The 16,405-nt window shown below is 67.6% G+C and carries 16 protein-coding genes and 1 pseudogene; 7 read left to right on the top strand and 10 right to left on the bottom strand.

The annotated features are described in order from the left end of the window. Window positions 1-71: 71 nt before the first annotated feature. Both radA and alr read right to left on the bottom strand, forming a co-directional pair. Window positions 72-1,433 (bottom strand): DNA repair protein RadA, encoded by a 1,362-nt coding sequence (gene radA / locus ACGLHR_RS00520; protein WP_267603393.1) that lies wholly within the window; start codon window positions 1,431-1,433, stop codon window positions 72-74. 104 nt (window positions 1,434-1,537) lie between these two features. Continuing rightward, window positions 1,538-2,653 carry an alanine racemase gene (alr, locus tag ACGLHR_RS00515; protein ID WP_400091247.1) on the bottom strand — a complete coding sequence of 372 codons (1,116 nt, stop codon included), beginning with the start codon at window positions 2,651-2,653 and terminating at the stop codon, window positions 1,538-1,540. Window positions 2,654-3,103: 450 nt separating this feature from the next. Between alr and lplT the strand changes: the two genes are divergently transcribed. Further along, window positions 3,104-4,423, top strand: a complete 1,320-nt coding sequence (lplT, locus tag ACGLHR_RS00510; protein ID WP_400091246.1) for a lysophospholipid transporter LplT — start codon at window positions 3,104-3,106, stop codon at window positions 4,421-4,423. Window positions 4,424-4,447: 24 nt separating this feature from the next. Here the strand turns inward: lplT and ACGLHR_RS00505 are convergent, their stop codons facing one another. The 4 genes from ACGLHR_RS00505 to tsaB all read right to left on the bottom strand — a co-directional run bounded on the left by ACGLHR_RS00505 (window position 4,448) and on the right by tsaB (window position 7,875). Further along, complete coding sequence (locus tag ACGLHR_RS00505) at window positions 4,448-5,614, bottom strand: DUF1853 family protein (protein ID WP_400091245.1); 1,167 nt, start codon at window positions 5,612-5,614, stop codon at window positions 4,448-4,450. Further along, window positions 5,589-6,524, bottom strand: a complete 936-nt coding sequence (locus ACGLHR_RS00500; protein WP_400091244.1) for a uracil-DNA glycosylase family protein — start codon at window positions 6,522-6,524, stop codon at window positions 5,589-5,591. Before ACGLHR_RS00500 ends, ACGLHR_RS00505 begins: the two co-directional genes overlap by 26 nt. Then, the gene (rimI, locus tag ACGLHR_RS00495) at window positions 6,521-7,006 is read right to left on the bottom strand and encodes a ribosomal protein S18-alanine N-acetyltransferase (RefSeq protein ID WP_400091308.1); all 486 of its coding nucleotides are present in this window, start codon (window positions 7,004-7,006) and stop codon (window positions 6,521-6,523) included. Before rimI ends, ACGLHR_RS00500 begins: the two co-directional genes overlap by 4 nt. 101 nt (window positions 7,007-7,107) lie before the next feature. Further along, window positions 7,108-7,875 (bottom strand): tRNA (adenosine(37)-N6)-threonylcarbamoyltransferase complex dimerization subunit type 1 TsaB, encoded by a 768-nt coding sequence (tsaB, locus tag ACGLHR_RS00490; protein WP_400091242.1) that lies wholly within the window; start codon window positions 7,873-7,875, stop codon window positions 7,108-7,110. A gap of 195 nt (window positions 7,876-8,070) precedes the next feature. On the opposite strand from tsaB, the gene ACGLHR_RS00485 reads away from it, so the two are divergent. Continuing rightward, a complete protein-coding gene (locus tag ACGLHR_RS00485) occupies window positions 8,071-8,340 on the top strand; it encodes an acyl-CoA-binding protein (RefSeq protein WP_400091240.1) in 270 nt (89 codons plus the stop codon). A gap of 39 nt (window positions 8,341-8,379) precedes the next feature. On the opposite strand, the gene ACGLHR_RS00480 is transcribed toward ACGLHR_RS00485, so the two are convergent. Both ACGLHR_RS00480 and ACGLHR_RS00475 read right to left on the bottom strand, forming a co-directional pair. Next, window positions 8,380-9,849 carry a DHA2 family efflux MFS transporter permease subunit gene (locus tag ACGLHR_RS00480; RefSeq protein WP_400091238.1) on the bottom strand — a complete coding sequence of 490 codons (1,470 nt, stop codon included), beginning with the start codon at window positions 9,847-9,849 and terminating at the stop codon, window positions 8,380-8,382. Further along, window positions 9,846-10,316, bottom strand: coding sequence for an SRPBCC family protein (locus ACGLHR_RS00475; protein WP_400091236.1), 471 nt, complete (start codon window positions 10,314-10,316; stop codon window positions 9,846-9,848). The genes ACGLHR_RS00480 and ACGLHR_RS00475 overlap by 4 nt, the downstream gene beginning before the upstream one ends. An 81-nt stretch (window positions 10,317-10,397) precedes the next feature. On the opposite strand from ACGLHR_RS00475, the gene ACGLHR_RS00470 reads away from it, so the two are divergent. Both ACGLHR_RS00470 and ACGLHR_RS00465 read left to right on the top strand, forming a co-directional pair. Then, a complete protein-coding gene (locus tag ACGLHR_RS00470; protein WP_400091234.1) occupies window positions 10,398-11,114 on the top strand; it encodes an SGNH/GDSL hydrolase family protein in 717 nt (238 codons plus the stop codon). A gap of 153 nt (window positions 11,115-11,267) precedes the next feature. Beyond that, window positions 11,268-11,711, top strand: a complete 444-nt coding sequence (locus ACGLHR_RS00465; RefSeq protein WP_400091231.1) for a VOC family protein — start codon at window positions 11,268-11,270, stop codon at window positions 11,709-11,711. 69 nt (window positions 11,712-11,780) lie between these two features. Here the strand turns inward: ACGLHR_RS00465 and ACGLHR_RS00460 are convergent, their stop codons facing one another. Both ACGLHR_RS00460 and ACGLHR_RS00455 read right to left on the bottom strand, forming a co-directional pair. After that, window positions 11,781-12,116 (bottom strand): helix-turn-helix domain-containing protein, encoded by a 336-nt coding sequence (locus ACGLHR_RS00460; protein ID WP_267603412.1) that lies wholly within the window; start codon window positions 12,114-12,116, stop codon window positions 11,781-11,783. A gap of 5 nt (window positions 12,117-12,121) precedes the next feature. Further along, a pseudogene (locus tag ACGLHR_RS00455) lies at window positions 12,122-12,208 on the bottom strand (type II toxin-antitoxin system RelE/ParE family toxin); the annotation flags it as partial. Between the two features lie 329 nt (window positions 12,209-12,537). Here ACGLHR_RS00455 and ACGLHR_RS00450 point away from each other — a divergent pair. From ACGLHR_RS00450 to ACGLHR_RS00440, 3 genes are all read left to right on the top strand, one after another. Continuing rightward, window positions 12,538-13,725 carry an acyl-CoA dehydrogenase family protein gene (locus tag ACGLHR_RS00450; protein WP_400091228.1) on the top strand — a complete coding sequence of 396 codons (1,188 nt, stop codon included), beginning with the start codon at window positions 12,538-12,540 and terminating at the stop codon, window positions 13,723-13,725. 78 nt (window positions 13,726-13,803) lie between these two features. Then, window positions 13,804-15,051 carry an acyl-CoA dehydrogenase family protein gene (locus ACGLHR_RS00445; protein ID WP_400091225.1) on the top strand — a complete coding sequence of 416 codons (1,248 nt, stop codon included), beginning with the start codon at window positions 13,804-13,806 and terminating at the stop codon, window positions 15,049-15,051. After that, complete coding sequence (locus tag ACGLHR_RS00440) at window positions 15,048-16,394, top strand: LLM class flavin-dependent oxidoreductase (RefSeq protein ID WP_400091222.1); 1,347 nt, start codon at window positions 15,048-15,050, stop codon at window positions 16,392-16,394. Before ACGLHR_RS00445 ends, ACGLHR_RS00440 begins: the two co-directional genes overlap by 4 nt. Window positions 16,395-16,405 lie beyond the last annotated feature (11 nt).

The following is a 16,405-nucleotide window of genomic DNA, read 5'->3' as shown; positions in this document are numbered from 1 at the left end:
CTCCGATTAAAAAAAGTGCTTCGGAATATACCCAAAATTGCATCGAAAGGGGCAGGAACAGGCTGAAAGCCTCACTCCATATGCCGAACCCGGTCAATCGCCTGCTCCAGGCGCTCCACCGCTATCACTTCCAGCCCGTCGATCTTCTGCTTGGGCGCATTGGCCTTGGGAATCACGGCTATCGAGAAGCCCAGCTTGGCCGCCTCGCGCAAGCGATCCTGCCCACGCGGGCTGGGACGGATCTCCCCGGCCAGGCCGATCTCGCCAAACACCACCAGGCCACGTGGCAGCGGCTTGTTGCGCATGGAGGAGTGAATGGCCAGCAGCACCGCCAGGTCGGCCGCCGGCTCGGTGATCTTGACCCCGCCCACGGCGTTGAGGAAGACGTCCTGGTCGAAGCAGGCAATGCCGGCATGGCGGTGCAGCACCGCCAGCAGCATGGCCAGCCGGTTCTGCTCCAGCCCCACCGCCAGGCGCCGCGGGTTCGGCACGTTCGCGGTATCCACCAGCGCCTGCACCTCCACCAGCAGCGGCCGCGTGCCCTCCTGCGTCACCAGCACGCAGGAACCGGCCACCACCTGCTCATGCTGCGACAGGAACAGCGCGGACGGGTTGCTGACGCCGCGCAGGCCACGCTCGGTCATGGCGAACACGCCCAGCTCGTTGACCGCGCCAAAACGGTTCTTGAAGGCGCGGATGAGGCGGTGCGAGGAATGTGTGTCGCCCTCGAAATACAGCACGGTATCGACGATGTGTTCCAGCACGCGCGGGCCTGCCAGGCTGCCGTCCTTGGTCACGTGGCCCACCAGGATGATGGTGGTGCCGGTGCTCTTGGCGATCCGGGTCAGCTGGGCCGCGCATTCGCGCACCTGCGCTACCGAGCCCGGCGCCGAGGTCAAGGCATCCGAGAACAAGGTCTGGATCGAGTCGATCACCGCCACCTCGGGCTTCTCCACCTCCAGCGTGGCCTGGATCTTCTCGAGCTGGATCTCGGCCAGCAGCGCCAGGTGCGGGCTGTCCACGCCCAGGCGCTGCGCCCGCAGCGCGATCTGCGCGCCGGACTCCTCGCCGCTGACGTACAGCACGCGGCGCTGCGCCGAGAGGTTGGCCAAGGCCTGCAGCAGCAAGGTGGACTTGCCGATGCCGGGATCGCCGCCGATCAGCACCACCCCGCCCGACACCAGGCCGCCGCCGAGCACGCGGTCGAACTCCTCGATGCCGCTGGAAAAGCGCGGCACGTCGGCGGCGTCGATCTCGGACAGGCGCTGCACCATGGCGGAGGCCGCCAGCGGCTGGAAGCGCTTGGTCGAAGGGGTTTCCGCCACGCTCTCCACCAGCGTGTTCCATTGCTGGCACTGCGGGCACTGGCCTTGCCAGCGCGGCGAGGTGCCGCCGCATTCGGTGCAGGTATAGACGTTCTTGGGCTTGGCCAACTGAGGTCCTAGGGGATGCTGAAGGGGATGCTGAGGGGAATGGCGGGGCTCGGAATCGGTCGCCGGCCGGGACGAAGGTCCCGGCCCCTGCCTTGCATGGCCGCTCAGGCCAGCGCAGGCTGCTCCGGCGCGGTCAGGGTCGCCACGGTGACGGGCACCCGGGGCGCCAGCGCGCACATCAGCTCATAGCCCACGGTGCCGCTGGCCATGGCGACGTCGTCGATCGGCAAGCCCTGGCCCCACAGGGTCACGGCGCTGCCCACCTTGGCCTTCGGGCAAGGCGTCAGGTCGACGCAGATCATGTCCATGGAGACCCGGCCCACCAGCTGGGTGCGCACGCCATCGACCAGCACCGGTGCCGGCTTGTCGCCCCAGCCCGCGGCGTGGCGCGGATAGCCATCGGCATAGCCACAAGCCACCACGCCGATGCGCATCGGCCGCTCGGCCTTGAACAGCGAGCCATAGCCGACGGTATCGCCCGGCTGCAGGTCCTGCACCGAAATCAGCTCGCTGTGCAGCGACATGGCCGGCTGCAGCCCGAAGCTGGCCACATCGGCCGCGACGCCCGAGGGCGAGGCACCGTACAGCACCACCCCGGGACGAACCCAGGCGCGATGGGCCTGGGGATGCCACAGCGTGGCGGCCGAGTTGGACAAGCTGGCCTCGCCCGGCAAGTTGGCGGTGGCGGCGTCGAACACTTCCAGCTGGTGCGCGATGCCGCGCGCGCTGTCGGCGTCCGAGAAATGGGTCATGTGCACGATGCTGCCTACGCATGGCAGGGTCCGCGCGCGCTCCCACGCCGTGCGGTACTGCTCCGGGCGGAAGCCCAGCCGGTTCATGCCGGTGTTGAGCTTGAGCTGGATGCCCAGCGGCCCCTTGGGGCGCGCCACTTCCAGCATGCGCAGCTGCTCCTCGCAATGCACCGCGGTGGTGAGACGGTATTGCTCCAGCAAAGGGACGTCCTGCGGCTGGAAGAAACCTTCTAGTAACAGGATCGGCCCCTGCCAGCCCAGCTCGCGCAGCAGCACGGCTTCGTTCAGGTCGAGCAAGCCGAAGCCATCGGCGGCGCGCAGGCCGGCGAATGCACGGCGGATGCCGTGGCCATAAGCGTTGGCCTTGATCACGGCCCAGACGCGCGACTGGGGTGCGCAACGGCGCACTACGTCCAGGTTGTTGGCCAGGGCCGGTTGGTGAATGACGGCGTGAATGGGTCTTGGCATGAGATCGCTTCTAGTGCTTCTAGTGCTTCGAGGGGCTTGCGGCGCGGCGGATCGGCGGGAGTCCTGGCTGGCTGGCCTGACCACTCCCGCCGCCTGGATGCACCATATCCGGGAAGACCCGGTACGCGCAGCGCGTCGCGCAGACGTTATTTGAACACATTAGGCCAAACATTTAGGGAATCGCTGCGCGCTTGCGCTGTCCAACCGGCGGCCCGTGGAAGCTCGGAATCGCCTTATTTTCGTGTTATAAAGCCGGACGTTCCGGCCATGTTTTAAAAGTGATGCAATATGTCGAACACAGTCAGGCAGGCTGCGCACCGATCCCACGGCTGGTCCGGGCATCATTTTGACAACGACGCGGGCCCAGGTTCCCTTCAGGCAATAACAGCGCCTAGCGGCGCGCTGCAGCCTGACATGTACGGTGATAGCGATGGAGTCAGAGTCCAAAGTATGAAGAAGGGTTTTTATACCATCATGGCCGCGCAGTTCTTCTCTTCGCTGGCCGACAACGCGTTACTCATCGCCGCTATCGCCCTTCTGACCGAGTTGCACTCCCCACAGTGGATGACGCCGCTGCTCAAATTGTTTTTCGTGCTGTCCTACGTCGTACTGGCCGCCTTCGTGGGCGCCTTCGCCGACTCGATGCCCAAGGGCAAGGTGATGTTCATCACCAACACCATCAAGATAGCGGGGTGCGCCATCATGATGTTCGGGTTGCACCCGCTGCTGGCCTACGGCATCGTCGGGTTCGGCGCAGCGGCGTACTCGCCCGCCAAGTACGGCATCCTCACCGAGCTGCTGCCGCCCGAGAAACTGGTCGCCGCCAATGGCTGGATCGAAGGCCTGACGGTGTGCTCGATCATTCTGGGCACCGTTGTGGGCGGCGCGTTGATCTCGGTGCACATTTCGAAGCTTCTGCTCGGCATCGATGTTCCCTACATCGACACTGGCATCCACACCCCGGCCGAGGCAGCCATGGTGGTGATCATGCTGTTCTACGTAATCGCGGCCGTGTTCAACCTGTTCATCCCCGAGACGGGGGCCCGCTACCCGCAGCAGGAAAAGAACCCGATCAAGCTGATCGCAGAGTTCGCGGATTGCTTTACCGCGCTGTGGCGCGACAAGCTCGGCCAGATTTCGCTGGCCGTGACCACGCTGTTCTGGGGCGCCGGCGCCACCTTGCAGTTCATCGTGCTGAAGTGGGCGGAAAAATCGCTCGGCCTGAACCTGTCGCAAGGCGCCCTGCTGCAAGCGGTGGTGGCGGTGGGCGTGGCGGTAGGCGCGATGATGGCGGCCATGCGCATCCCGCTGCGCAAGTCGCTGTCGGTGCTGCCGTATGGCGTGGCGATGGGTGTGGTGGTGATGCTGATGGCCTTCTACACCAAGAACAGCCTGCCTGACATTTCGCTGAATGTGCTCGGCATGCACATGCCGCTGTACATGGCGATCGCCTACGTCTTCCTGATGCTGGTGGGAGGCATGTCCGGCTACTTCGTGGTGCCGATGAACGCGCTGTTGCAACACCGCGGGCACGTCCTGCTGTCGGCCGGCCATTCGATCGCCGTGCAGAACTTCAACGAGAACGTCTCGGTGCTGCTGATGCTGTGCCTGTACGCGCTGCTCATCAAGCTCAATGTGCCGATCGGGATCGTCATCGTCGCCTTCGGCATCTTCGTGTGCGTCACCATGCTGCTGGTAATGCGCCAGCACCGCTACAACGTGCGCAACTTCAATTCGCTCGCCATGATCGGCGAGGACAAGCACCACTAAGCATCGCTTGACCCGCGGGCCAGGTCAGCCTACCGGCCAGGAGATGCGCTCGCGCGCCCGCTCCTCCCAGCCCGGCGGCACCACAAACCCGCGGGTACGCTCCCGCCACACGCCGGGCTGCCCCGCCGGCTCCACCTCGCACAGCATCACCGGCGCTTCCCGGCGCCAGTTCTTCTCGTGATGGGTCTCCGCAAAACGCAGTGCCAGCGCCTCATGGATCGCTTCGGCGGTTTCCGTGTGCGCCTGGGCCACCCTGGCCGGCGCCATCCACGCCGAGCGCGGCAGCCGGTACCAGCGCGAGCCCTCGCGCTTGCCAGCCCAGGCCAGCCAGTCCGGCAAGGTGGACCACCATCCGTGCAGGTGATCCGGGGCGATGCCCAGGCTGCCGATGGCGGCCGGCACCACGCCGTCCCGGTAGAACAGCCAGCCGAGCAGGTAGACCTCGCTGCGGTCAACCGGGCGACCCAGCAGCGCCAGGGCCTCGGGGGTGCGTGACAGCGGCAGCTGCCTGCGCACGATATGTTCGAGCTTGTCGCCCAGGCGGTCCACCAGGTTGGGGCCGACGAAGCAATGGCGGTCCAGCACGGCAGCGCCGGCCCCGCCGCCGCGCGGCGCGCCATCCGCCGCGGGTTCGACCAGCAGGTAGAACTTGGCCGCCATCTCCCAGTGCACGGTCGCGCCGCTGTCCACGTCGCGCCAGACAAAATCAAGCTCGCCCAGGGTCTGCACGCCGTGCGCGCCGGCACGGCGCACCGGCAGGTTCGCCGCGAGCAGTTCCAGCCCCTCAGTGTGTTCCAGCGTGAATTGCAGCAGGCGCTCCGCATGCCGGCCCAGCCGCAGGCTGGGCGCGGGCGACGGGCCGCGCACGCGTTGCTGCTCCAGCCCTGCGGCGAGCTCGGCAATGGTGGGGGGCAGCGCGGCCGGGTCGGCAGCGGGCAGCCAACGCTGCCAGGCGGCCAGCGCCCCTTCCGGCCAGCGCGCGAGCGCCGCTTGCGAACGCCCGGGGGCGTTGCCATTGATGATGGGATTGCCTGCCTCGTCCGTCGGCAGGAATGCCAGCAACGGAGGCGACAGCGAACACCAGGCGAGTTCGCGCAGGCGCTGCGAGGCGGCATGGCGCCAGAGCGGCGCCATCTCGATGGCGCCGCCGGGGCTTAGCGTGAACTCAGGCCTTGGCTCCCGCACGGGCATGTACCTCGCGGGCCAGGCACAGGTCTTCCCAGGCACGCGCCTTGTCGGACAAGGTGCGCAACAGGTAGGCCGGGTGGTAGGTCACCACCACCGGAATGCCTTCGTAGCTATGGACGGTGCCGCGCAGCTTGCCGATCGGTGTGGTGGTGCGCAGCAGTGACTGAGCCGCAAAGCGCCCCAGCACCACGATCAGCTTGGGCTGGATCAGCGCGATCTGCCTGCGCAGGTAAGGCTCGCACTGCGCGACCTCCTCCGGCTCGGGATTGCGGTTGCCGGGCGGGCGGCACTTCAGCACGTTGGCGATAAACACGTTGCGCCCGCGTGCCAGGCCGACGGCGGCCAGCATATTGTCAAGCAGCTTGCCGGCCTGGCCCACGAAGGGCTCGCCCTGCTTGTCCTCGTTTTCGCCCGGGGCTTCGCCGACCAGCATCCATTCGGCCTGGCGGTCGCCCACGCCAAACACGGTCTGCGTGCGGCCATCGCACAACTGGCAATCGTTGCAGCCGCAGACCCGCTGCTCGAGCGCGGCCCAGTCCAGGCGGGCAATCACGGCCTCGCGCGTACTGGTATCCGCCGCCACAGGCTCTGGCGGCATGCGCGCGACGGCGACTTCGGCCGTGGCCGGGGCCGGGGCTGCCGCGTCCATATCGGCTTGCGCCGACCACGCGGACGGCGCTGCTTCGGCCTGGGCCTCATCCACGCGAGCGTCGGCCACGGCGGCAAGCGTCACCGCGGCCTGGGCCGCTTCGCGCGAAGCCGTGTCTTCGTGGACGGCGGTAACTTCCGCGCTCGGGTCGGCGAGCCCCGCCATCGCGGATGGCTCGACGGCCTCCGGCAGGGCCGGCGCGCGGCGCAGCACCCATTCATCGGCAATGCCGAGCACTTCGAGGAACCTGGCGCGGCGGCTCATGGCATGGCCTCCGTGGGTGCCCATGCACGGCGCAGCACAAGCGCATCCTCACGCGCCTGGCCGGCTGCGGGATAATAGCCCTTGCGCCGGCCGATCTCGGCAAAGCCTGCCTGCCGGTACAGCTCGATGGCGCCCACGTTGGAAGGCCGCACTTCGAGCAGCATGGTGTGGAGATGGTGCGCGTGCGAGGTAGCCATGGCAGCGGCCAGCAGCAGCCGGCCAAGGCCGCCACGCTGGCGCTCCGGGTCCACGGTGATATTGAGCAGGTGCATCTCGTCGACGACCGGCATCAGCACCGTGTAGGCGATCAGCACGCCCCCGTTATCCCGCAAGGTCAGGCCGATGTGCCCGGCCTTGACGGAATTCTCGAAGTTGCCGCGCGTCCATGGGTGGCTGTAGGCCCGGGCCTCGATCTGCGCCACGGCTTCCACATCCAGCGCCGTCATGCGGCCGATGCTCCAGCCTGCCGGCAAGCTTGGCATCACCGGCACTTCAGGCCATTCGTATCCGGCGCCGGACGCGGCATCCGCGCCGCGGCCGGAACTGGCCGCGCCGCTTCCCGGTGGCTGGTTGCGCTCGACGCTCACGGCTGCTCTCCCGCGGCCAGCGCAGCGCGCTGCGCCGCCACGGCCTGGCGCTCGGCGATGGTCTGGGCCACCTTGTCGCGCAGGTAGATCGGCCTGGCATCGGCCGCCGCGACGGTTTCATTGCGGGCCAGCGCGCGCAGGGCAATCGATACCAGGGCCGGCGCCGCGGGCAAGGCCTCGGGCACGCTGTGCAATGCCAGCGCCGTGGCCTTGAGGCGCTCGCCAAACACGGCAGCGGCACTGCCCGCCAGCCAGAACGGCCCGGGGGGCAGGCTGACGGCCTCCGGCGGGCACACCTGCATGTCGGTCGCCGCCTGCCACTCCTGCGCGGCGCCGTCCCAGCGGAACGCGCCTGCATAGGCTTCGTCCATGCGGGCGTCCAGCGCTACCAGCACCGATACGTCAGGCGGCAACGCGGGCATGCCTTCCCCGCCCAGGCGCACGCGTTCGGCGCAGGCCATCAGCGAATTGACGGGAATGACCGGCAGGTCGGCGCCAAAGGCCAGGCCCTGGGCGACGCCGCAGGCGGTGCGCAGGCCCGTGAAGGAGCCTGGCCCCGCGCCAAAGGCGATGGCGGCACAGTCCGACAGGGCAATGCCGGCCTCGGCGAGCAACTCGCCGGCGGCCGGCAGCACGCGGGAGGACGAGCGCGGGCCGGTGTGTTCATGACGAACCAGGCACTCCAGGGCGCCGCCATCGGCAATGCGCCCGAGCGCCACGGAACACCACTCGGTGGAGGTTTCAACTGCAAGAATCCAGGACATGGCGAGATTGTATCCGGAGCGACCTCAAAAGCCGAACTAGCGCGGTGCGCACACCCCGCCCCGGCGCGCCGGACTGAAGCGTTCTTCGGCCTCTTCCGGCTCAAACGCGCGGTCGCGGGCGCTATCATCGCGGCTGCCGGGTTTTTCCCGAACACCGAATCCAGAACGCTTCCCCCATCCAGCCAGGAGAACCCCATGAGCGACCTGCAGGCACGCTTCGCCCAAGCCCAGATCGACATCAAGCAACTGACCGAGCGCCCCAGCAACATGACCCTGCTGCGCCTCTACGCGCTGTTCAAGCAAGGCAGCGAGGGCGACGCACATGGCGACAAGCCGGGCATGACCGATTTCGTCGGCCGCTACAAGTTCGAAGCCTGGGAAACGCTCAAGGGCACCGCCCAGGAAGAGGCGCAGGAAAAATACATCGCGCTGGTGGAAGAGCTGCGCAGCGGCGCCACCGCCTGAAGCCAAATCGGGTAGCCGGCCCTGCGCCGGCCCCCGGATTTACGCTTCGGCCAGCGGCCTGGGCCGGATCCGCCAGGCCGCCAGGATGGCGGTCGCAATGACGAGGCCGACCGCCAGGAAGGTCTCGTCGAAAGCGCGAATGCGCGCGGCCGGATCGCCGTCGGCGCCCAGCACCGCGCCCTGCGCGGCCAGCCGCCATTGCAGGCCTACACCCGCCAGGCTCACCCCGATCGCGCCACCCAGTTGCCGGATGAAGTTGATGCAACTGGAACCCTGCGCGATCAGCGAATAATCCACGCCACGCATCGAGCCCAGCGTCAGCGAAGGCAGGATGCAGCCCAGCCCGATCCGCCCCAGCACCGCAAACCCCACCAGCAGCAGGTAAGGCGTGGCCTGGGACCCCATCGCCATCAGCAGGAAAGAGGCCGACAGCAGCGCGAGCCCGAAGGACACCTGCAGGTGCGCAGAGATGCGATTGGTCAACCGCCCCGCCGCCGCTATGGTCAGGGCCAGCGCGATGCCGGCCGGCAGCAGCACCAGCCCGGCGCGCGACGGCGTATAGGCCAGCGCCATCTGCATGTAGACGGGCAGCAGGTAGGTCGATCCGAACAGCCCGGCGCCATAGATGAACGCCACCACCGCCCCGGCCGAAAACTGCCGGTAGCTGTACAGGCGCATATTCATCAGCGGATGCGCCGCGCGCAACTGCCACAGCACGAACGCCACCAGCATCAGCACGCCAAAGCCAGCCAGTGCCATCCCGGCGGGCACGCTCTCGCGCATCTGCACCAGCCCGTTGAGCAGGCTCACGGTGGCAATGCCGGCCAGGCCCAGGCCCTGCCAGTCGAGCGGCTTGCGCTCGCCCATCATGGCCGAGTCCACCGCCATGAAGCGGCGCGCCATCCACAGCCCGATCAGCGTCAGCGGCACCACCACGAAGAAGATCGAGCGCCAGCCGAAGGCCTCCACCAGGAAGCCGCCCACGCTGGGCCCCAGCGCCGGCGCCAGCACCACGCCAAAGCCGAACATGCTGATCGCCTTGCCCTGCTCGCGCTCCTCGAACACCCGCAGGATCAGGATATTGGGCAGCGGCTGCAGGATCCCCGCCGCAATGCCCTCGGCCACCCGCATGGCGATCATCACGCCATAGGTCGGCGAGAATCCGCCGACCATCCCGCCCGTGCCCAGCAGCAGCAGGCTGCCCATGAAGGTGCGGCGCAGGCCGTAACGGTTAAGCAGCCACGGCGTGAGCAGCATCGACAGCGTCATGGCGATCATGAAGCTGGCCGCCACCCATTGCGCGCTGTCCTGCCCCAGCACGAAATGCCGGCTCAGGTCGGGAATGGCCACGTTGACGATGGTCGACGACACGATCGAGGAGACCGTGCCCAGCATCAGCGTCAGCAGCACCAGCCAGCGATGACGGCTGCCATAGCGCGCCCGCAGCGACTCACGGGTCGGGCCGCCCGGCTGCCTGCCGGCGGCAGGCGACGAGGGCTGCCCGCTCACCCCAGCCGTCCGAGGGCGGCCAGTTCGCGGATCTTGCGCACGGTGTCGAGGTCGGCCTCGTGATAGGCCGACTTGACGATTTCGGCGAAGCGGTCATCGCCGCTGTCGTCCACCGTGGGCATGGTGGTTTCGTAGACAAAGCGTAGCAGCAACGCGCCCGGTCCCGGCGTCTCGATCGCCATGGTCAGGGTGCCGCCGGCGTGCTCGTCGGTGGGGGCGGTTTCATAGCGCACGACACGGCGCTGCTCGAAAACGACGCGGTCGCGGATCGTGGCCTTGCCGAAATGCAGCTTGCGCTCGACCCAGTCGTCGCCCCGCTCCACGATCTCCGCGCGGTCCAGCCCCATCACAAACAGCTCGGGCTCGGCACTGCGCAGCACCAGCCCTTGCCAGAGCTGCTCCGGCGTGAGCGTGTCCAACTGGATATTTTGTGGATCGTTGATCTCCACCAGGTGCTCGAAACGCAACTTAACTCTCCCGATCTATTGTTAGCCGATATTATGAAGGTCTGTGCGAAGGTCCGCAGCAAACTTTCCCGGAGCCCGCCCATGAGCGCCCTGCCGTCTCCCGACACCCGATCCGACACCCTTTGCGCCGTCGACCCGCTGCAGGTACTTGTCTACGCCGACTCGCTATCCTGGGGCATCGTGCCGGGCACGCGACAGCGCCTTCCCTGGCCGGTGCGCTGGCCCGGCCGCCTGGAACTCGCCCTGAACGGCGCGATCGCCGAAGGGCAACGCCCGGTACGCATACTGGAAGACTGCCTCAACGGCCGCCGCACGGTCTGGGACGATCCCTTCAAGCCGGGCCGCAACGGCATCCAGGGCCTGGCGCAGCGCATCGAGATGCACTCGCCGCTGGCGCTGGTGATCCTGATGCTCGGCAGCAACGATTTCCAGTCCATGCACCCGCATAACGCCTGGCACGCCGCGCAAGGCATCGGCGCCCTGCTCGACACCATCCGCGGTGCGCCGATCGAGCCCGGCATGCCCGTACCGCCGGTGCTGGTGCTGGTGCCCCCGCCCATCACCACGCCGCGCGGGCCGCTGGCGCCGAAATTTGCCGGTGGCGAGCACAAATGCGTGGGGCTGGCGCAAGCCTTCCAGGAAGTCTGCCGCGCGCGCGGATGCGACTGTTTCGACACCGGCACGGTGATCCACAGCAGCGAAGTCGACGGCGTGCACCTGGACGCCGCCGACCATATCGCGCTGGGCGATGCGCTGGTGCCCGTGGTCAATGCCTTGCTGGTGCCAATGCGCGCCTGAAGCCCTCGCCGGCACCGCTTTCAGCCTTGCGCATCACAGGCGCCGAGTACAACACTCCTGACAGTACTTGTCAGGAGGGCCGGCGCACAATCCCGTTCTTCGGGCGGGATGCTTCCATGCGGGCTCCGCCCCCATTTCAAGCAGGAGACTGCGATGCAATTGCTGATCAATATCGACGTCGACGACCTCGCGCACGGCATCGGCTTCTACCAGCACGGCCTCGGGCTGCGCCTGGCGCGCAAACTGTTCGACGGCTCCGTGGCGGAAATGCTGGGCGGCAGCGCGCCGATCTACCTGCTGGCCAAGGCGCAGGGCACCAGGCCCAGCACGCGCGCCGATGGCCGGCGCGACTACCGCCGGCACTGGACGCCGGTGCATCTCGACTTTGTGGTGGAGGACCTGGAAAGCGCAGTCGAACGCGCGCTGGAAGCCGGTGCCGAACTGGAGGACTGGCCGCAGGATTTCGCCTGGGGGCGGCAGGCGATGCTGTCCGACCCTTTTGGCCATGGGCTGTGCTTTATCGAGTGGAAGGGTGAAGGCTATGGCCCGGCCGAGGCGGGAGAGCAAGCCAGGGAGGCCGTGTTGCAGGACCGGTAGCCTGACGTGCGCCGGGCATTGCCGCCCAGGCAACGCGAGAGCCTTATGCGAGAGCCTTATGCGAGAGCCTTACGCGAGTGCAAGCGTCAAATGCCCTACCGGCTCTGCCGCAAGCGTGACTTTGATTTCGATGTCGTAACCCAGCCGGGTAAGGCACTCCATCAATTTGCGTTCGGACAAATTGGCGAAGTCACCTCGCAGCATGCTCGACACCTTCGGCTGCGCAATGCCCATCCGGCGCCCCGCTTCTTCCTGGGTCAGCCCGAGGCGACGCACGGCGCGCGCAATCTCGATCACGAGGCCGGATTTGATCTTGAGCTTCTCGGCATCGGGCAGGCCCAGGTCGGCAAAGACATTGCCGGAGCCCGTTTCGATCTCGATGCCGTCAATCGTGCGCTTTGCCATGCCTCTAGCTCCTTTGCGTGCGCCTCTGCCACATTCAGCCTGGCGCGAATGATGTCCATCTCTTCTCTCGGTGTCGCAATCCCGCGCTTGGAATCCGCTGCGCGGCCTCCTGCAGTTGCGCCAGGGTCAGCTCGCGGCCTTGCAAGCCGCCATGCGCCACGGCTGCGCGCGGCGTCAGGCCGGGGTCCGGATTCAATGTTTGCAAAATCAGGTCGTGGGAGTAGAGACGGATGCATTGTTCCGTGGGACCGCGGCACAGGGCGTGGGCGCCGTCTGAATTGGCGCAGGGAAATTTCTGCGCGCAGTGATGCGGCGAACGGCCATCCACAAAAGTGGATATGCAAGCGCGGTTTGCTTCGTTGGTGGCGCGACAACCTTGTTCTATCGTGTCTCGGGTGCAACATTGAGAAGACAACCCGGCATGCCCAACTTCGGTCCGGATCTGAGCGATCCCTTCGTCGCCCGCGCAGTGGTGCTGCGCGAGGCCTTCCATACCGATGCCGTCGCCCGCGACAAGGCTGGCGGCCGGCCCATCGAACCAATCCGCTTGCTCAAGGAAAGCGGCCTGCTCTCAGCCGGCATTCCCACGGCGTACGGCGGGGGCGGTGCCTCGTGGCTGTCACTGCTGCGCGTGGTGCGGGAATTCGCGCGTACCGATGGCTCGCTGGCCCACCTGTTCGGCTACCACCATCTGCCCGTGCACGCCGTGCAGGCGCGCGGCACGCCCGCGCAGCAGGAGCGCTGGCTGCGCGCCGCTGCCAAGGAGCAATGGCTGTGGAGCAACTCGGGCAATGCGCTGTCGAAGACGTCCAGCGCGCAGCGCGCGCCCGGCAACGATGGCTGGCTGGTCACCGGATTCCGACCCTTCTCCAGCGGCAGCCATGTGGCGGACGTGATCCAGCTTGCCTGGGAGAATGCGCTCGGCCAGCGCCTGATGGGCGTGGTGCCGGCGGATCGCGCGGGCATCGTGATCGAGGATGACTGGGACGGCATCGGCCAGCGCCAGACCGGCAGCGGCACCGTGACGTTCAACGGCGTGCTGGTGCGCGACGACGAGCTGCTTGGCAAGCCTGACGATCCGCTCACCCCTTTCGCATCGCTGACCACGCTGTTGCAGCAAAGCGTGCTGCTCAATGTGTTCGTCGGCACGGCACAGGGCGCGCTGGACGAAGGCCGCGCCTACACCGCCACGCAATCGCGTCCGTGGATCCACTCGGGCGTGGAGCGCCATGTCGATGATCCGTGGGTCCAGCGCAAATACGGTGAGCTCGCCATCCGCACCTTGGCGGCGACCGAGCTGGCCGACCAGGCGGCGCGCAGCCTGGATGCGATCTATGGCTACGGACAGGCGCTGACGCTGGCGCAGCGCGGGCCGGTAGCCATCGAGCTGGCTACCGCCAACCTGTACGCCGGGGAGACCGGACTGGCCGTATCGAACGAGATCTTCGAGGTGATGGGCGCGCGTTCTGCCACCAACGCCAATGGCTTCGACCGCTTCTGGCGCAACGTGCGCACCCACACGCTGCACAACCCGGCCGAGTACAAGAAACGCACGGTGGGCACATGGTTGCTCACGGGCGAATTCCCCTCGCCTGCCATCTATCGCTGAACCCGCCGAACACCATGAGCCGCGACTGCTGGCCTGCGCGCCCAACATTCGATTACGGCTACCGACCGAGACCCCATCATGACCGCCAACGTCGCCTATCTCCACGCACAGGCTGAACCAGCGCCCACGCTGTTCGAGCCCGACACCAGCAACCCATTCATCGCCCGCGCCGTCGCACTGCGCGATCGCTTCGCCAAAGACGCCATCGCCCGCGACCAGGCCGGCGGGAAACCGGCCGAGCAGATTCGCTTGCTCAAGGAGCACGGCCTGCTTGCGCTGCTGCTGCCACGCGAAATCGGCGGCGAGGGCGAAACCTGGTCGACCGTGCTGCGCATCACGCGCCTGTTCGCGCAGGTGGATGGCTCGCTCGGCCATCTGTTCGGCTATCACTACAGCAGCCTGCTGAGCCCGCGCTTGCGCAACGCGCCGCAGAAGGCTTTGAGCCTGTGGCGCCGCTCGGCCGAGGGCAACTGGTTCTGGGGCAACACGGCGAACAGCTTTTCCAAGAGCCTGTTTGGCCGGCGCGAAGGCGAATGGTTCGTGCTGGACGGCTATCGCCCCTTCACTTCCGGTTCGCATGTGGCCGACTTCCTGGCGATTGCCTGGGAAGACGCCGACAGCGGCGAGCGCCGCTTTGCCGCGATTCCCGCGGACCGCCAAGGCATCGTGATCGAGGACGACTGGGACGGCATCGGCCAGCGCCAGACCGGCAGCGGCCGCGTCACCTACCGGGGTGTGCACGTGCACGAGAGCGAAGTGCTCGGCCAGCCAGTGCCGTTGAACCCCACCGGCGCGCCGGCCGAGCCCTACCGCACGGTCACGCCGCTGCAGCAGCAAAGCGTGCTGCTCAATGTGTTTATCGGCACGGCGCAGGGCGCGCTGCGCGCGGGGCGCGAATACACGGTGCATCAGTCGCGCCCGTGGATCCACTCGGGCGTGGAGCGCCATGTCGACGACCCGTGGGTGCGCCGGCAATACGGCGAGCTCTGGGTCAAGACCCAGGCCGCCACCGCGCTGGCCGACCGCGCGCTGCTTGCGCTCGACGGCGTGATTGCGCGCGGAGAAGCGCTCGCCGCCGAGGAACGCGGCGCAGCGGCCGTGGCCATCGCGGCGGCCAACGTGCTGGCTGGCGAGGTCGCGCTGCAGGTCTCCAGCGAGATCTTCGAGGTCACCGGCGCGCGCTCGGCGGTGCGCAAGACCGGCCTGGACCGCTTCTGGCGCAACGTGCGCATCCATACCCTGCACAACCCGTCCGAGTACAAGACCCGCAACGTCGGCCGCTGGGTGCTGGGCGAAGGCCATCCCGAACCGGGGACCTACCAATGAGTGCATCGAGCCGAGCGCGCCAGCTCCACCTCAATATCAACATCCTGCACTCGGGCTTCGTGCCGTCGGCCTGGCGGCTGCCCGAGAGCGATCCCACCGCCTTTACCGACGTGCGGCACTACATCCGCGTGGCGCAGATTGCCGAAGCCAGCAAGCTCGACGCGGTGTTCCTGGCGGACAACGCCGCCATCGTCGATCAGATCCATTTCCGCCCGATCCCCGTGCTGGAGCCGACGGTGCTGCTGGCCTGCATCGCGGCGGCGACCACGCATATCGGCCTGGTCGGCACGGCGTCCACCAGCTACAACGAGCCCTACAACATCGCGCGTCGCTTTGCCACGCTGGACCATGTGAGCGCGGGGCGCGCCGGCTGGAACGTGGTCACCACGGCCGATGCGCCCTCGGCGCGCAACTTCGGGCGCGATGCGGCACCGGACCACGCGCAGCGGTATGCGCGCGCATCCGAGTTCACCACCGTCGTCAAGGCGCTGTGGGACAGCTGGGAGGACGACGCCTTTATCGGCGACAAGGCATCGGGCCGCTTCGTCGACACCGCCAAGGTGCAGCCGATCGCGCACCATGGCGAGCATTTCAGCGTGCATGGGCCGCTCAACCTGCCGCGCTCGCCGCAAGGCCATCCGGTGCTGGTGCAGGCCGGCGGCTCCGCCGACGGGCGCGAGCTGGCCGCACGCCATGCCGAGGCCGTGTTCTCGGCGTCGCAATCCTTCGAGGAATCGCTGGCCTACGGGCGCGAGCTGAAAGCGCGCGCGCAGGCGCTCGGGCGCGGGCCCGACGCCGTGCGGGTGCTGGCGGGCCTGACCACCATCATCGGCGCCACCGAAGCGCAGGCACGCCAGCGGCGCGACGCGCTGATCGACCTGATTCCCTGGGACTATAGCCTGGCGCGGCTGGCCGGCACGCTAGGCATTACGCCGGACCGCCTGAAGCTGGACGAGCGGCTGCCGGACCACCTTGTCCTGCCCGCCAACGGCAATGGCAACCACACCTTCTTCAACGCCACGCTGGCGCTGGCGCGGCGCCATGGCTACACCGTGCGCGAACTGATCCGCGAGCTGGCGGGCGGCGGCGGGCATCGCGTGATCGTGGGCACGCCTGAGCAAATCGCCGACGACATCGAGCACTGGTTCCGGCATGGCGCGGCGGATGGCTTCAACCTGATGCCGGATGCGCTGCCCGACGGGCTGCAGGACTTTGTCGACGGCGTGGTGCCGATCCTGCAACGGCGCGGCATCTTCCGCACGGAGTACGAAGGCAGCACGCTGCGCGAGCACCTGGGGCTGGCACGGCCACAGGGCCGGCGAAGCGCTCGCAAGGCCGCCTGATATCCCTGATC

Origin of the sequence: Cupriavidus sp. CuC1 (assembly GCF_044627735.1) — a bacterium.
Taxonomy (GTDB): Bacteria; Pseudomonadota; Gammaproteobacteria; order Burkholderiales; family Burkholderiaceae; genus Cupriavidus; species Cupriavidus ulmosensis.
This window is presented reverse-complemented; position numbering and strand designations above follow the sequence as displayed.

Coding starts and splice junctions, on each gene's coding strand:
- ACGLHR_RS00445 (WP_400091225.1), top strand. CDS start 13,804: ATGACCGCCAACGTCGCCTATCTCCACGCACAGGCTGAACCAGCGCCC.
- ACGLHR_RS00500 (WP_400091244.1), bottom strand. CDS start 6,524: ATGAGCCGCCGCGCCAGGTTCCTCGAAGTGCTCGGCATTGCCGATGAA.
- ACGLHR_RS00460 (WP_267603412.1), bottom strand. CDS start 12,116: ATGGCAAAGCGCACGATTGACGGCATCGAGATCGAAACGGGCTCCGGC.
- alr (WP_400091247.1), bottom strand. CDS start 2,653: ATGCCAAGACCCATTCACGCCGTCATTCACCAACCGGCCCTGGCCAAC.
- ACGLHR_RS00465 (WP_400091231.1), top strand. CDS start 11,268: ATGCAATTGCTGATCAATATCGACGTCGACGACCTCGCGCACGGCATC.
- ACGLHR_RS00485 (WP_400091240.1), top strand. CDS start 8,071: ATGAGCGACCTGCAGGCACGCTTCGCCCAAGCCCAGATCGACATCAAG.
- ACGLHR_RS00505 (WP_400091245.1), bottom strand. CDS start 5,614: ATGCCCGTGCGGGAGCCAAGGCCTGAGTTCACGCTAAGCCCCGGCGGC.
- ACGLHR_RS00440 (WP_400091222.1), top strand. CDS start 15,048: ATGAGTGCATCGAGCCGAGCGCGCCAGCTCCACCTCAATATCAACATC.
- ACGLHR_RS00450 (WP_400091228.1), top strand. CDS start 12,538: ATGCCCAACTTCGGTCCGGATCTGAGCGATCCCTTCGTCGCCCGCGCA.
- tsaB (WP_400091242.1), bottom strand. CDS start 7,875: ATGTCCTGGATTCTTGCAGTTGAAACCTCCACCGAGTGGTGTTCCGTG.
- ACGLHR_RS00470 (WP_400091234.1), top strand. CDS start 10,398: ATGAGCGCCCTGCCGTCTCCCGACACCCGATCCGACACCCTTTGCGCC.
- lplT (WP_400091246.1), top strand. CDS start 3,104: ATGAAGAAGGGTTTTTATACCATCATGGCCGCGCAGTTCTTCTCTTCG.
- rimI (WP_400091308.1), bottom strand. CDS start 7,006: ATGCCAAGCTTGCCGGCAGGCTGGAGCATCGGCCGCATGACGGCGCTG.